12 protein-coding genes are annotated in these 14,677 nt (G+C 71.5%); 3 read left to right on the top strand and 9 right to left on the bottom strand.

Annotated elements, in window-relative coordinates; translation table 11 throughout:
- Nucleotides 1-111: 111 nt before the first annotated feature.
- Together AB0K21_RS36090 and AB0K21_RS36085 are read right to left on the bottom strand one after the other, a co-directional pair.
- On the bottom strand, nucleotides 112-774 hold the full coding sequence (locus AB0K21_RS36090; RefSeq protein WP_343973111.1) for an ABC transporter permease subunit: 663 nt from the start codon (nucleotides 772-774) through the stop codon (nucleotides 112-114).
- On the bottom strand, nucleotides 767-1,984 hold the full coding sequence (locus tag AB0K21_RS36085) for an ABC transporter ATP-binding protein (protein ID WP_364156314.1): 1,218 nt from the start codon (nucleotides 1,982-1,984) through the stop codon (nucleotides 767-769). Before AB0K21_RS36085 ends, AB0K21_RS36090 begins: the two co-directional genes overlap by 8 nt.
- Nucleotides 1,985-2,273: 289 nt before the next feature.
- On the opposite strand from AB0K21_RS36085, the gene AB0K21_RS36080 reads away from it, so the two are divergent.
- Nucleotides 2,274-4,226, top strand: a complete 1,953-nt coding sequence (locus AB0K21_RS36080; RefSeq protein ID WP_364156311.1) for a hypothetical protein — start codon at nucleotides 2,274-2,276, stop codon at nucleotides 4,224-4,226.
- Nucleotides 4,227-4,601: 375 nt separating this feature from the next.
- Here the strand turns inward: AB0K21_RS36080 and AB0K21_RS36075 are convergent, their stop codons facing one another.
- A complete protein-coding gene (locus AB0K21_RS36075) occupies nucleotides 4,602-5,585 on the bottom strand; it encodes a helix-turn-helix domain-containing protein (protein WP_364156308.1) in 984 nt (327 codons plus the stop codon).
- A 359-nt stretch (nucleotides 5,586-5,944) separates the two neighbouring features.
- Here AB0K21_RS36075 and AB0K21_RS36070 point away from each other — a divergent pair, with 359 nt between their 5' ends.
- Nucleotides 5,945-7,006: a glycoside hydrolase family 19 protein gene (locus AB0K21_RS36070; RefSeq protein WP_364156305.1), complete on the top strand. Its 1,062-nt coding sequence runs from the start codon at nucleotides 5,945-5,947 to the stop codon at nucleotides 7,004-7,006.
- Between the two features lie 127 nt (nucleotides 7,007-7,133).
- Here AB0K21_RS36070 and AB0K21_RS36065 read toward each other — a convergent pair whose 3' ends face one another.
- From AB0K21_RS36065 to AB0K21_RS36040, 6 genes are read right to left on the bottom strand one after another with little or no spacing between them, the layout of a single operon-like run.
- A complete protein-coding gene (locus AB0K21_RS36065) occupies nucleotides 7,134-8,306 on the bottom strand; it encodes a lipid-transfer protein (protein WP_343973124.1) in 1,173 nt (390 codons plus the stop codon).
- 16 nt (nucleotides 8,307-8,322) lie between these two features.
- Complete coding sequence (locus AB0K21_RS36060; protein WP_343973127.1) at nucleotides 8,323-8,727, bottom strand: MaoC/PaaZ C-terminal domain-containing protein; 405 nt, start codon at nucleotides 8,725-8,727, stop codon at nucleotides 8,323-8,325.
- Nucleotides 8,727-9,881, bottom strand: a complete 1,155-nt coding sequence (locus AB0K21_RS36055; RefSeq protein ID WP_364156302.1) for an OB-fold domain-containing protein — start codon at nucleotides 9,879-9,881, stop codon at nucleotides 8,727-8,729. The genes AB0K21_RS36060 and AB0K21_RS36055 overlap by 1 nt, the downstream gene beginning before the upstream one ends.
- Nucleotides 9,878-11,032, bottom strand: a complete 1,155-nt coding sequence (locus tag AB0K21_RS36050) for an acyl-CoA dehydrogenase family protein (protein ID WP_343973133.1) — start codon at nucleotides 11,030-11,032, stop codon at nucleotides 9,878-9,880. Before AB0K21_RS36050 ends, AB0K21_RS36055 begins: the two co-directional genes overlap by 4 nt.
- Complete coding sequence (locus AB0K21_RS36045) at nucleotides 11,032-12,117, bottom strand: acyl-CoA dehydrogenase family protein (RefSeq protein ID WP_343973137.1); 1,086 nt, start codon at nucleotides 12,115-12,117, stop codon at nucleotides 11,032-11,034. The genes AB0K21_RS36050 and AB0K21_RS36045 overlap by 1 nt, the downstream gene beginning before the upstream one ends.
- Entirely contained in the window at nucleotides 12,101-13,711 is a 1,611-nt protein-coding gene (locus AB0K21_RS36040; protein WP_364156297.1) for a long-chain-fatty-acid--CoA ligase, read from the bottom strand. The genes AB0K21_RS36045 and AB0K21_RS36040 overlap by 17 nt, the downstream gene beginning before the upstream one ends.
- Nucleotides 13,712-14,007: 296 nt before the next feature.
- Here AB0K21_RS36040 and AB0K21_RS36035 point away from each other — a divergent pair, with 296 nt between their 5' ends.
- The gene (locus AB0K21_RS36035) at nucleotides 14,008-14,616 is read left to right on the top strand and encodes a TetR family transcriptional regulator (RefSeq protein ID WP_343973295.1); all 609 of its coding nucleotides are present in this window, start codon (nucleotides 14,008-14,010) and stop codon (nucleotides 14,614-14,616) included.
- The last annotated feature ends 61 nt before the right edge of the window (nucleotides 14,617-14,677 follow it).

Below are 14,677 nucleotides of genomic sequence, written 5' to 3'. Positions count from 1 at the left end.
GCGGTGACGTACGACTTCCGGCGCCGGCTTCGGCGAGGCTGCGACTGGAAACCCCGCCAAGACCCACGGCCACCACACCGGCCGGGTCTCCGAGGAGATCAAACGGTCGGTTCACGCGGACCCCCTTGCCCGTGACCACGGGGTGAGCAGGCGCTGCGCCAGGATCAGCAGCAGGTCGGCGACGCCCGCGAGCACCACGACCAGCACGATGCCGACCACGATCGGGGTGTAGAACTGCCGCTGCCAGCCGTCGATGAACAGGTAGCCGAGCCCTCCCCTGCCGACCAGCGCGCCGACGCTGACCAGGCTGACGCTGGCGACCGTGGCCACCCTGAGCCCGGCCAGCACGACCGGCACCGCGATCGGCAACTCGACCTGGAGCAGCCTGCGCAGCGGGGTGAAGCCCATGGCCACCGCGGACTGGCGTACGTGGTCGGGGACCGAGCCGAGCCCGTCGACGACCGCCGGGATCAGCACCGCCATGGCATAGAAGGTGAGCGGGACCATCACGGTCAGCCGCGTCGCGAGGCCGGTGACCGGGATGAGCACGATGAAGACGGCCAGCGAGGGCAGCGAGTAGATCACGTTCATCACGCCGACGGTCGGCTGGTAGAGCCAGCGCCAGCGGACTCCGGCCAGCCCGAGCGGGAGCGCGATGAGCAGCCCGACGACGATCGGCACCAGCGCCATCACGATGTGGTCCTCCAGCAGACCCTGGATCGTGGGCCAGTTACGGCCGATCCAGTCCCAGCGGACCAGGGGTTCCTCACTCACCCGCGTCCCCCGTGCCTCCCGCGGACCCGCTGGATCCAGCGGCACTCCCCGCACCCCTCACGGGCCCGCCGGAACCTCCGGTGCTCCCGACGGACCCGGCGGACCCGCCGACACTTCCCGCCACCTCGGCCAGCGCCTCGTCCAGTGCCTCGCGGGTGGCGACGCCCACCGCCCGGCCCTCGCCGTCCACCGCGACGGCGTTGCCCGAGGGCGAGAGCAGCGTCGCGTCCAGCGCGCCGCGCAGCGAGTCGCGCCCGCTGACGAACGTCCCGTACGGCGCGAGCTCCAACTCGGCGAGAGTGCCGGACTCGGGCAGGTCCTTGACCGCGACCCAGCCCAGCGGCCGGTTCCCCGCGTCCACCACGGCCAGCCACGGCTCGCCGGCGGCGCGCGCCGAGGCCGACGCGGCGTCGGTGGAGACCGGGACGAGCAGGTCGGCGCGGAGCCGTACCCCCTCGGCCGAGACGAACGAGAGCCGCCGGATGCCCCGGTCGCGGCCGAGGAACTCGCGGACGAAGTCGTCGGCGGGCCTGGCCAGCAGCGTGGCGGGGTCGTCGAGCTGGGCCAGGTGGCCCCCGACCCGGAAGACGGCCACCCGGTCGCCGAGCTTGACCGCCTCGTCGATGTCGTGGGTGACGAACACGATGGTCTTGTTCAACTCGGCCTGGAGCCGCAGCAGTTCCTCCTGCAGGCTGGTCCGGACGATCGGGTCGACCGCGCTGAACGGCTCGTCCATCAGCAGCACCGGCGGGTCGGCGGCGAGCGCGCGGGCCACGCCGACGCGCTGCTGCTGGCCGCCGGAGAGCTGGAAGGGGTAGCGGTCGGCCAGCTTCAGGTCGAGCCCGACCCGCTCCAGCAGTTCCATCGCCCGGTCGCGGGCCTTCTTCCTCTCCCAGCCGAGCAGCAGGGGGACCGTCGCCACATTGTCGACGATCTTTCTGTGCGGGAAGAGCCCGGCCTGCTGGATGACGTAGCCGATGCCCCGACGCAGGGTCGGCGGGTCTATGGTCTTGACATCGACGCCGTCCAGGAGGATCCGGCCCTCGGTGGCATCGATCATTCTGTTGATCATGCGCAGGGAGGTCGTCTTGCCGCACCCCGACGGGCCGACGAAGACGGTGATCTCCCCGGTGGGCACCTCAAGGCTCAGGTTGTCCACCGCTACGGTGCCGTCGGCGTAGCGCTTGGTGACACCGTTGAATGTGATCATGCACAACCTCTTGTTGTCGCCGGGTTACGGCCCCCTGCCCCAACCGCCCCCAAAATCTGGCCCAGGTCAGCCTATGCCCCACTTCTCCGATCTGTCTTCCCGGCTTTGCCGGGTAGATCGACATGTGTATTTCTCACTAAAAGGGCATTCAGTAGTGCGGGAGGTGCCCATGACTTGACATGATTACCCACATTGCTGGAGTTGACCCCTCTGGCACCGTATGTCACAGGCCTCACAGCCGCCCCAGCTCTTCACCACGCTCGACGAACCACCAGAGGAAGCCGGTCCCGTGACCCAACCGCTCCTCGGTCAACGCTCGCGCGGCGAACTGATCGCCGAGCTCTACGACCGCCACGCAGCAGGGCTGTACGCCTACTCCCACGACCAGTTGGGCAGCGCGGACTCGGCCTTCGACGTCCTGGTGACCGTTCTGTCCAGTGTCACGGACACCCACCCCCCGCGCGCCGCGCTGTACGCGCTCGCCCGCCGCGAGATCTTCCTGCGCGACATCGTCTACTCGCCCCCGGTCACCGGCCTGGACCCGGTCCCCGCCCTCGTCGAGCGGGTGCTGAGCGAGCTGCGCACCCACCAGCGCGAGGTGCTGTACCTGTCGGGCGTCTGCGAGATGAACGCCGCCGAGCTGTCCTGGGTGCTCGACGTGGCCGTCGACACCGCCGACGAGCTGACGGTGAGCGCCTGCCGCAGGTTCGCCCAGTCGCTGGGCGCCGCCCTGGCCTCGGCCCGGATCCCCGCGCATCTGACCGAGGTGTTCGGCGCCCTCGCCGTCGCCCCGGTCCGCGACGTGCTCGTCCTCGCCCCCTGGGCCACCCCTCCCTCCGGGCTGCGCGCCGCCGTGCTCGGACCACGGGCACCGCTCGCCCCCGCCGGCAGGCGGTCAGCGTCCCCGCTGGTCAGGCAACTGTGGCCGACGTCACCCGCCTGGCCGCCACCGTCTCCGGAGAACGGTGCCCAGGCCGGTGCCCCGGCCTTCCCCGCGCCGGACCACATGGCGGGCGACCGCTTCCCCGACCCCTTCGCGCCGAGGGACCCCGAGGTGGTCTCCACCCACGAGGCCAGCACCGAACCGCTGCCCAAGCTCGGCGACTCGGTGCTCACCGCCCTGGACACCGCGGCCCTGCGGCCTCGCCGCCGGCTCCAGCGTCCCAGGCCGCGCCGGGCCGCGCCGCTGTCGGCGCCCATCCCCGGGGACGTGCTCGACGGTCCCCCCGTACGGGAGAACCTGTTCCGCCCGCTCAGCCCCGAGGCGCGGGCGGCCCGCGTCTACACCGACAGGCTCGTGGCCGCCGCGCCCCGCCCCGAGGCCGCGCCCGCCGCCCCGCCCACTGATCCACTCGCCGACCCCGCACCCGTCGAGGCCCCTCGCATACCCCTCGCGAGCGTCCCGGCTCCCGGACCCGTGCCGGGGGACGTGCTGGAGGACGTACCCACCGCGCGCCCCACCGCGCACCCGCTCCCCGGCTGGCCCCTGCAGACCGACCAGCTCGACGCGCTCTCCGACGCCGAGCGTCACCGGCCTCTCTTCCCCGTCAGGGCCGCGCAGGCGGAGACCCCTGACATCGGTCGGGCACAACCGCCGATGCCCACCTGGGCCACTCCGGCACCGGCCCCCGACCCGGAAACCGGTCGGGCACAACCGCCGATGCCCAGCTGGGCCACCGCCCCCGTTCGGCCCGCCGAGGTCGACTGGTTCGCGGACGCCGCCCCCTCCGGCCCCGAGACCGGCATCGCGACCGGCACCGCGACAGACGCCCAGGCCGACGAGACCCGGCACGAGACCCAGCACGAGACCTCGGGCGAGGACCCGGCGACCCTCCCCTCCTGGTCTCCCCGGCCTGACCATCTCAGCACTCCGACGGGCCGTGCCCAGCTGCGCCTGCCCAGCTGGATCATGCGGGTCGACCAGCCGGAAGACGCCCCGAACCACACCGCGCCCCAGGACCACACCTCGATGTCGTACGACGCGCAGTGGAGCGAGTCGACGATCGCGCGGGGAGGCGATTCGGAGGCGGAGACCGGCGAGGCCGGGACGGCGGAGAGCGGAATCCGTCTTTCCGGACGGGCCGGATCCCGCAGGCGCGCGGGCCGCCGGGCGGCACGCAGGCACAAGGCGCAGGCGAAGGTCTCCCACCACGACTGGGCCTGGGAAGTGGTCGGCTTCATCATCGCGGTGGCGATCGCCATGGTCGTCTTCTTCGCGGTGCCGATGATCACAACCCCTTAGTCCCTCCTCCGGACCTTCGGGCAGATGGTCACCGCCGCCGAGACGGGCGCCCCGCCGGCCGTCGTGCCACCGGCCGCCACGAACAGCAGCCCGTGGCAGTACTGGACGGCGGACGACCTCGCCTTCCGGCCCCCGATTTCAGCCGCGACGATCCCCTACGAGCAGGGGGCAGAAGCCGCTGGAGAGGATCCGCAAGGGCGGCAGGAACGCGGTCGAGCAGACCGTACTCCGCGCGTACGGCGTCAGGTGACGTGACTCGGTAGGCCCGGCGCCGGGCCCACCGCTCGGAGACGCGGGCCCCGGTAGCGCTCCTGGAGCCCGCCGGGTCTCCCGTTCGCGACGGCGTTCGCGACGGCGGCGCGGCCGGATACCGGGTCAGAGCCAGCGTTCGGTCGCGGCGCGCCAGGCCAGTTGCGTGCGGGTCTGGGCGCCGGCGAGTTCCGTGATGTTCGCGACGCGTCGCTGCACGGTCCGCTGGCTGATCCCCAGCTGGGTGGCGATCGACTTGTCCGGCACGCCCGCGACCAGCAGCGAGAGCAGGTAGAGGTCGTCGGGGCCGAGCGGGCAGGGCGTCATCCCCTCGGTGAGGTCGCCCCCCTCGGTGATCCGCAGCGGCGTCGCCCGCTCCCAGTAGCTCTCGAAGAGTGCCATCAACGCCTCCAGCAACTGGCCGCCGCAGACCAGCGCCGCCGTCGGTTCCGAGATCCCGGTCTCCTGCACCAGCGGCAGCACGGCGATCTCCCGGTCGACGACCGTCAGCCGGACCGGCAGCGAGGGCACGGCCCTGGCCTGCTCGCCCAGCTTGACGCCGTAGGCCACGTTGGCCTGCATGCCGGGCTCCTTGAGCAGGGGCCGCTCGTAGATCACCCGGTAGTCGACACCGCGGCGCAGCGCGGCCGGTTCGGCGTCGTTCTCCTCGGCGGGCATCACGGTCGCGCGACCCCGGCAGAAGTAGAGGACCTCGTGGCGGGCGTTGTCCTGCAGGTGGTCGAGCTGCTCGCGGAGCGCGACGCGGTTGGGCAGGACCTCGACCAGCAGGCCCGCGTCGCGGCGGCGGGCGTTGTCCCGGTACTCCTCGGACAGTCGCTCCACCTCGCGCCGCGCCCAGTCGAGCGCCTGCTGGTGGCGGAGGAGCTGTGAGCCCAGCACGATGTCCGGCGCGACCGCGGCGAACCGCCGCCTGCCGGGAGAGACCGTTCTGATCAGCCCCCTGACCCGCATGGAGACCAGCACCGTCTCCGCCGTCTCGGCATCGATGGCCAGATTCCCGATGAGGTCGGTGATGTCCGCCTCCGCGGTCGTCACCAGGAACCGGTAGACGCGTTCCTCCACAGGATCGAGCCCGAGGGATTCCAACATGCCGCAATAATGGCACCCCAAATGCCGATAAAAGTTACATCTAATAGCTAACCGGATGGATCGCGCCCCGGTGAACCGGCAGCGCGCGAGATTCCCCGCGTTTGGAACGCGCCCGGCCCGCGATGGCGGGACTCACCGTCCGAACGGGTTGTGACAGCGATCTGTCAAGGCTAGTATCACGACAACTCTTAGGAAACTTTCTTAAGAGAAACATCAGGCCGGCGATCCCGCGCCTCGCGGCGGAGCCGCCCGATCCAGGCATGAGCTGCGCGAACGCGATGACGCGGGTCGTCACCGCGCGAAAGTCCGACCGTCCGGACACCCCACACCATCCGGTTTCCCCCCATGGGAGTGATCAAGTGTTGAGACAGCGCATCATGGCCGCCCTCGCCGCCCTGGCGGTCACCGGCGTGCTCGCGGTCGTCCTGCCGACGTCCTCCGCCTCCGCCGAGAGCTGCGCGGCCGCGTGGAGCTCCTCGGCCGTCTACACCGGCGGCATGACCGCCTCGTACAACGGCCACAACTGGTACGCGCAGTGGTGGACCCAGAACGAGAGGCCGGGCACCGCCGCCGTCTGGACCGACAAGGGCACCTGCGGCGGCACGACACCGCCCACGGGCAACTGCGACCACCCGAACTGGGCGGCGGGCACCTGGTACGTCGCCGGCAGCATCGTCAAGTACACCGACGGCGGGTACTACATCGCCGTGCACGAGAACCCGGGCTACGACCCGGTGATCAGCCACTGGTACTGGGACCCGTACACCTGCGGCGGCACGACGCCCACCGACCCGCCCACCTCGGGCTTCGTGGTGAGCCAGGCACAGTTCAACCAGATGTTCCCGAACCGGAACCCCTTCTACACCTACAGCGGGCTGACCGCCGCGCTGAGCGCCTACCCAGGCTTCGCGAAGACCGGCAGTGACACCGTCAGGAAGCAGGAGGCGGCCGCCTTCCTCGCCAACGTCAACCACGAGACCGGCGGGCTGGTCCACATAGTTGAGCAGAACACCGCGAACTACCCGCACTACTGCGACGCGAGCCAGCCCTACGGCTGCCCCGCCGGTCAGGCGGCCTACTACGGGCGCGGCCCGATCCAGCTGAGCTGGAACTTCAACTACAAGGCGGCGGGCGACGCGCTCGGCATCAACCTGCTCGGCAACCCGAACCTGGTGCAGAACGACGCGGCGGTGGCCTGGAAGACCGCCCTGTGGTACTGGAACACCCAGAACGGCCCCGGCACGATGACGGCGCACAACGCGATGGTCAACGGCCACGGCTTCGGCCAGACGATCCGCAGCATCAACGGCAGCCTGGAGTGCGACGGCAGGAACCCGGCGCAGGTGCAGAGCCGGATCAACGCCTACCAGAGCTTCACCCAGATCCTCGGCACCACCCCGGGCGGCAACCTGAGCTGCTGACCGACACCCGTGTGCGACCCACACGCGTGACACGAAGGGCGCGGCCCACCGGCCGCGCCCTTCCTCCGTGCCGCCCCCGCCTCCGCTCCGTTTCGGAACCCGCCCGGCCGCCGCGAGCGGCGCCGGGTCACTCCGCCGACAGGACCAGTCCGCTGGTCGGCACCCCCGTGCCCGCGGTGACCAGCACGTTGCGTACCGAGGCGAGCTGGTTGGCCGAGGTGCCGCGGATCTGCCTGACGGCCTCGGCGATGCCGTTCATCCCGTGGATGTACGCCTCGCCGAGCTGGCCGCCGTGCGGGTTGACCGGCAGGCGGCCGTCGATCTCGATGCCGCCGTCGGCGACGTAGTCGCGGGCCTCGCCGCGCCCGCAGAAGCCCAGCTCCTCCAGCTGGGTGAGCACGAACGGGGTGAAGTGGTCGTACAGGATGGCCGCCTGCATGTCCGAGGGCCCGAGCCCGGACTGCTGCCACAGCCGGCCGCCGACCACCCCCATCTCCGGCAGGCCCGTCATGTCGTCGCGGTAGTAGCTGGTCATGGTCATCTGGCCGGCGCCCGCCCCCTGGGCGGCGGCGGCGATCAGCGCGGGTGACCTGCGCAGGTCCCTGGCCCGCTCGGCGGAGGTGACCACCAACGCCACCGCGCCGTCGCTCTCCTGACAGCAGTCGAGCAGGTGCAGCGGCTCCGCGATCCACTTCGACGCCTGGTGCTCCTCCAGCGTGATCGGGCGCCCGTGGAACCAGGCGGCCGGGTTGGTGGCGGCGTGCCTGCGCATGGCCACCGCCACCCTGCCGAAGTCCTCGGAGGTGGCGCCGTAGGCGTGCATGTAGCGGCGGGCGAACATGGCGACCCAGGCGGCCGGGGTCATCAGCCCGTACGGCAGGTGCCAGCTCAGGTCCAGGCCGTGGGACGTGGGCTCGCCGCCGATCCCGGGGTTGGGCTGGCCGAACCTGCGTCCGGAGCGCTCGTTGAACGCCCGGTAGCAGACCACGGTCTCGGCGACCCCGGTGGCCACGGCCATCGCCGCGTGCAGCACGGTGCCGCAGGCCGCGCCGCCGCCGTAGTGGACGCGGGAGAAGAACGACAGGTCGCCGATGCCCACCTCGCGGGCCACCGAGATCTCCTGGTTGGCGTCCTGGGTGTAGGTGACGAGGCCGTCCACGTCCGAGGGCGCCAGGCCCGCGTCGTTGAGCGCCGCGAACACGGCCTCGGCGGCGAGCTGGAGCTCGGACCGGCCCGACTGCTTGGAGAACTCGGTCGCGCCGATGCCGGCGACGGCCGTACTCCCGGAAAAGGAGACCACGCTGGTGAGGGCCTTTCTACGGGAGGGCGAACCTGACGGTGCCCGAGGCGTGGTCGCCGAGGCTGACCCCGCCCCGGACCTCGACCGTGAACTCGCCGTCCTCGCAGGCGAGGACGGTACCGCTGAAGACCAGCCGGTCGCCCGCGTACGCGGGGACGCCGAGCTTGACGTTGATGCCGCGGATGATCGCCTCGGGTCCGGCCCAGTCGGTGACGTAGCGCTCGACGAGGCCCATCGTGGTCAGGATGTTGAGGAAGATGTCCTTCGACCCCTGTGCCCTCGCGCCCTCGACATCGTGGTGGACGGGGGTGAAGTCCATGGTCGCGAGCGCGGTCGAGACGACCACGGTGGGGGTCAGCTCGATCGCGAGCTCGGGGAGGACGGCTCCGACCCGCACCTCGTCGTCGGTAAGTGTCCGCATCACGCCTCCCGGGGGACCCACATGGGCAGGATCAGCTCGTCGTCCATCTGGCGATACGTCAGGCGCACCGGCATACCGATACCCACCCGCGAAGGGGCGCAGTCCACCACGTTGCCCACGATCCGCACACCTTCCGGCAGTTCCACCACCGCGACCACGAAAGGCGTCCTGATTCCCGGTACCGGGGGGTTGTGGTGGACGACGTAGCTGTAGACCTCGCCCTCACCGCTCGCCGTCACATGCGTGCGGGCGGCCGAGCGGCACGAGGGGCAGACCGGCCCCGGCGGGTGGCGGAGCTCGCCGCAGTCGGCGCACTTCTGGATCCTGAGCTCACCCTCGGCCGCCCCCTCCCAGAAGAAGGCGGTGTCGGCGTTGACCGCGGGTCTCAGCGGGTACGGCCTGCGAGCGGGCGCGTCCTCGTCGTTCCCGCCCGCCGCGGGCGTGTCCTCGCCTGTCGAGGGCAGGTCCTTGCCGGCCGCCGATCCGTTCCCGTCCGTCGCGGCCCCGCCCTCGCCGGTCACGGACGAACCGGTCACGGACGAACCGGTCGCGGACGAACCGGTCGCGGACGCGCCCTTGGCGGCCGACGTCCCGTTCCCCGCGGGCTCCTTCGCCCGCTCCCTGGGCCGGAACTTCAGCACCCGGAACAGCATCTCGGCCACCGCCTCGCCGGCCACGTACCAGGTGACGTTCCAGGTGACGAAGTAGCCCTCGCCGAGCGCGGTCCGCTTCGGGCCGGCCAGGCCGGTGAACCGGGTGGCCGGGACCGGGGACTCGCCGAGCCTCAGGTAACGGTGGTAGGTCTGTTCGCAGTTGGTGGCGACCACACCGGTGTAGCCGTTGCCGTCCAGCATCGCGAGCACGGCGTCGACCGGGGTGCCCGCCTGCCTGCGGTCCCGGTTCACGCCGGGCATGGTCCAGACCTGGATCATCGCCGGTGGCGCCACGATCTGCCCGTGCACCCCGGCCGCGGCCGCCGCGGGGTCGGTGTAGATCGGGTTGGCGTCCCCCAGGGCGTCGGCCCAGTGCCGGATCATCGGGGCGTTCACCGGGTCCGCCGCCGCGGCACCGAGCACCTCGCCCGCGGCGATCTGCCGCTCGGCCAGGGCGGTGAGCCGCTCGTGCAGGCCGGTGGGCTCCGCCGTCGCGGTCATCGGGGCGGCCTCGGCAGGCTCAGGCCGAGCATGGCGATGAGCTCGCGCTGTACCTCGTTGACGCCGCCGCCGAAGGTGAGCACCAGCCCGCCCTTGGCACCGCGGTCGACGCGCTCCATCAGGTCGGCGGTGCCGGGGTCGGACGGGTCGCCGAACCGGGCCAGCACCTCGCCGACGATCCGGCCGACGTCCTGCAGCCGCTCGGAGCCGTAGACCTTGGTGGCCGAGGCGTCGGGGGCGCCCAGCCAGCCGAGGTCCATGTTGGCCGCGACCTGCCAGTTCAGCAGCTCGTTGGTACGGAAGTAGGCGTAGACCTGGCCGAGCGCCCTGCGTACCGCGGGTTCCTCGATCGCGCCGGTACGGCGGGCCCAGGCCAGGAACCGGTCGTAGGTGTGCGCGATGTTGCCCGCCGGGCCGAGCGTGACCCGCTCGTGGTTGAGCTGGTTGACGATCAGGTCCCAGCCCTTGTTCTCCTCCCCCACGACCATGTCCACCGGCACCCGGACGTCGGAGTAGTAGGTGGAGTTGGTGTGGTGGCGCCCGTCCATGGTCAGGATGGGCGTCCAGGAGAAGCCGGGGTCGGCGCAGTCGACGATCATCATGGTGATCCCCCGGTGCTTCTTCGCGTCCGGGTCGGTGCGGGCGGCGAGCCAGATGTACTGGGAGTAGTGCGCGCCCGAGGTGAAGATCTTCTGCCCGTTGACCACGTAGTGGTCGCCGTCGCGGACCGCGGTGGTGCGCAGTGACGCCAGGTCGGTGCCCGCCCCCGGCTCGCTGTAGCCGATCGCGAAGTGGCACTCGCCGGCCAGGATGCGCGGCAGGAAGAACTCCTTCTGCGCCGCCGTGCCGTACTGCATGAGGGTCGGCCCGACGGTCTGCACCGTGATGATCGGGTACGGCACCTCGGCGCGGGCGATCTCGTTGGCGAAGATCTGCTGCTCCAGCGGGCCGTACCCGCCGCCGCCGTACTCCTTGGGCCAGCCGAGGCCGAGCTTGCCGTCGCGGCCGAGGTTGCGGCAGTGCTCCATGTAGGCGTGGCCGAACGGGTCGGTGGAGATCTTCTTGCGGTCGGCGGCGGTGAGACAGGACTGGAAGTACTCGCGCAGCTCGGCGCGGAGCCGCTGCTGCTCGGGAGTCAGGTCGATCAGCATCAGACGAGCGCTCCGATCATGTCGAGCCGGGCTTCCACCCCGCCCAGCAGGTGGGCGTGGTGCTTGCCCCAGGCGAAGTAGCGGTGCAGCGGGTAGGTCACGTCCACGCCGATCCCGCCGTGCAGGTGCTGGCAGGTGTAGAGCGCCCGCAGCGCCTGGTCGGTGACGGTCAGCGCGCCGACGGCCAGGTCGGCGTCGGCCTCGGCATCGGCCCCCTCGGCCAGCCGCCACGCCCCCGACCAGACGGCCACGTCCAGCGCCCGGCCGGCGATGTAGACGTCGGCGATCTGCACGGTGACCGCCTGGAACTCGGCCAGCGCCCGGTCGAACTGCCTGCGCGTCCTGATGTACTCGGTGGTGAGCGCCAGTGCTCCGGCCAGCACTCCGGAGGCGACCGCGATGTTCCCGGCCAGCACCAGCCTGCGCAGGCCGTCGGCCGCGACACCGTCCTCAGCGCCGACGAGCTCGCCGGGAGTGCCCGCCAGGCTCAGCGCGGCGGCCGGCTCACCGGTGGAGAGCGTCACCCGGTGCTGTGTCGTCTCGGCGGGGTCCACCAGGAACAGGCCGACGCCCGTCCCCGTGGTGGCCGGAACGAGGATCCTCGCGGCCTGGGCCGCGTAGGGCGTCGTGGTCTTGGCGCCGTGCAGCACCCAGCCGGAGCCGTCCTCGCGCGCGGTCGTGGCGGGCGGGGCGCCGAGGTCTCGACCCGGCTCGGACGGCGCGGCGGCCAGCGAGATCTCACCGTCCGCCAGCGGGGCCAGTGCCTCGCGCTGCTCGCGGGAGCCGTACCTGGCGATCACCTGCGCGGTGACCAGGCTCTGCTCCGCGGGGACCGGCGCCACGTGTGCGCCGATCTCCCGCAGGACGACCGCCAGCTCCACCGGACCCAGCCCGGCCCCGCCGGCCTCCTCCGGCAGGCAGACGCCGAGCAGCCCCGCCTGGGCCAGGGAGCGCCACAGGGCCGCGTCGTAGGGGGCGCCGCTCTTCTCGTGGGCTTCGAGCCTGGCCGAGGTCACCTCCCTGCCGAGGAGGTCGACCGCGAGTTCGCGCAGGTCGGTCTGGGTCTCGTCAAGATTGAAATCCACTGGCGCTCCAGGGTTGCCGTCGGCCGTGCTGGATGAACTCGTCGTCGATGCCCCGGGCGTCCTCGGGGGTGAGCGGCCGCCAGGACGCCTGCCCGGGTGGACGCCACCAGACGGGGTCGCCGGTGTGCCATGCCTCGGTGGCGAGGATCCGCTTGATGACCTTGTTGGACGCGGTCTGCGGCAGTTCCTCACTGATCCGGATATATCGAGGTATGGCCTTGGGGCCCACGTCCTTCCTGCCGGCCAGGAAGCCCGCGAACGCCTCGGGGTCGAAGCCGTCCCGCAGGACCAGGGCCGCCATCACCTGGTCGCCCGCCGCGGCGTCCGGCACGGGGTAGACGGCCGCCTCGACCACGCCGGGGAACTCGCGCACGACCGCCTCTATCGGCGCGACCGCCAGGTTCTCCCCGTCCACCCGGAGCCGCTCGGTGCCCCGCCCGGCGAAGAACACGTAGCCGTCGGCGTCGGCGTAGGCCAGGTCCCCCGACCAGAACGCGCCCCGCCTGACGCGCTCGCGGTCGGCCTCGGGGTCGTTGTAGTAGCCGTCGAACAGGCCCGGTCCCCGGGTGTTGACCAGTTCCCCGATCGCCTCGCCCGCGTTGAGCAGCCGCCCGTCCTCGAAGACCCCGACCGGGCACCTCTCCCCCGTGGCGGGGTCGCGGATCTCGACCTCCTCGGGGAGCCTGCCCAGGCATCCCGGCGGCCCGGACGGGGCGGGGGTGATCGAGATCGCGGTCTCGGTCGACCCGAACGCGTCGATGACGTGGCAGCCGAAGCGCTCCCCGAACCGGCTGACCGCGGTGGCGCTGCCCTCGTTGCCGAACGCGATCTTGAGGGTGTTCTCCGCGTCCGAGGGCTCCGCCGGGGTGGCCAGCACGTAGGAGAGCACCTTGCCCACGTAGTGCAGGTAGGTGACCCCGTAGCGCCTGACGTCGGGCATCAGGCCGGAGGCCGAGAACCTCCGCCGCAGCACCAGCGCCGCCCCCGACGCCACCGCCGGGGCGTACGCGGCCATGATCGCCCCGGAGTGGAAGAGCGGCATCGAGCAGTAGACGACGTCCTGCGGTGACAGCATCGCCGCCAGGCTCGTCCCCGGAACCGCGATCTTCCGCTGCGTGATCTTCACTGCCCTGGGCCGTCCCGAGGTCCCCGACGTGAAGATCAGCATCGTCAGCGCGTCCTCGCGGACCGGGCCCGCCGAAGGGGCGGGTGACGGCCGGGAGCGGGCCGACCCCGGATCGCGGAGCGCGGCGAGGTCGGCCGCGAGGGTGGCGTATCCGGGCTCGTGCAGGATCAGGTCGACATGGGTCGCGTCCGCGTCGCGGGCGAGTTCGGCGGCGCTCCTGGTGGTGTTCAGCGCGACGATCACGTGGCCGGAGAGCGCGGCCCCGCCCAGCAGGAACAGCACCTCGGGAACGTTGTCGAACAGCACCCCGACGTGCAGGTTCCGGCCCCGCGCGTCCAGCAGGGCGGCGCGGGCCCGGCATTCGGCGACGTACTCGCGCCAGCTCCAGGTCCGCTCCTCGAAGAGCAGTCCCGGCCGGTCGTCGTCGGCGCGTCGCGCCAGCAGCCCCGCCAGTGTCTCTTCGGACATTGCGCCTCCCGCCAGGATGCCCAGGCCAGCTGCTCCGAAAAGTAGAACAGATTCTATTCTGTGTCCAGAGCCGGCCGATCACAACACCCCACCGGATAACCGCGATACCGCATATGCCATGTAAGCGCGGGGCGTCTTTGTGACCGGCGAGTAACCCACCGGAGCATCCGGAAATCAGATAACGTGTTCTCATGCGTACCCCGCATGTGTCCACCGACGTGCCGGTCACCCCGCACGCGGCCGACAGGCCCGTCCCGAGAGACCTCGATCCGGTCACGACCGAGAAGACATCCGGCATGCAGAGCGAACCGGCGTCCACGGGCGTCCGCACCAGGAGCCAGCACCAGCGGCGCAAGCGCATCGTCCAGGCCGCCGCCGCTCTCGCCTCGCGGGGCGGCGTCGAGGCGATGCAGATGCGGACCGTCGCCGAGCGCGCCGGGGTCGCGCTGGGAACGCTCTATCGGTACTTCCCCTCCAAGATGGATCTCGTCGTCGCCGTCGTGGGCGAGGAGATCGATCTCCTCGAAAGCAGCATCGAGCGCCGCCCGCCCAGCGCCACCGCGGCCTCGGGGCGGGCCGTCGACATCCTGATGCGCGCCACCCGCGGCCTGATGCGCGAGCCCGAGCTCGCCGACGCGCTCATCCGCTCGCTGATCATGGCCGAGGTCGAGACACCGTTCGGCGACCGGATGACCGGACTGCTGCTCCGCGTCGCCGGAGACGACCTCACCGTCGACACCGCCACCGAGGAGCAGTTCGCCCTCGCGGGCTCGCTGTCCAGCATCTGGGTGCACGAACTTCTGGAGATGCTCAGGGGGCGCCGCACCTACGAGCAGATCCAGCGGCGCATCGAGATCGCCGCCGAGCGCCTGCTCGCCGATTTCCACCCCTCTCCTTCCGCGTGAAACTAGAACCCGTTACAGTCGCATTGACAGGCGACTAGAGCTACATTCTGGAGCGACGCGC

This window comes from Streptosporangium sp. NPDC049248 (assembly GCF_040678965.1).
In the GTDB taxonomy this organism is placed as follows: domain Bacteria; phylum Actinomycetota; class Actinomycetes; order Streptosporangiales; family Streptosporangiaceae; genus Streptosporangium; species Streptosporangium fukuiense.
The sequence above is the reverse complement of the archived record's forward strand: the minus strand, read 5'-3'. Positions and strand labels throughout refer to the sequence as shown.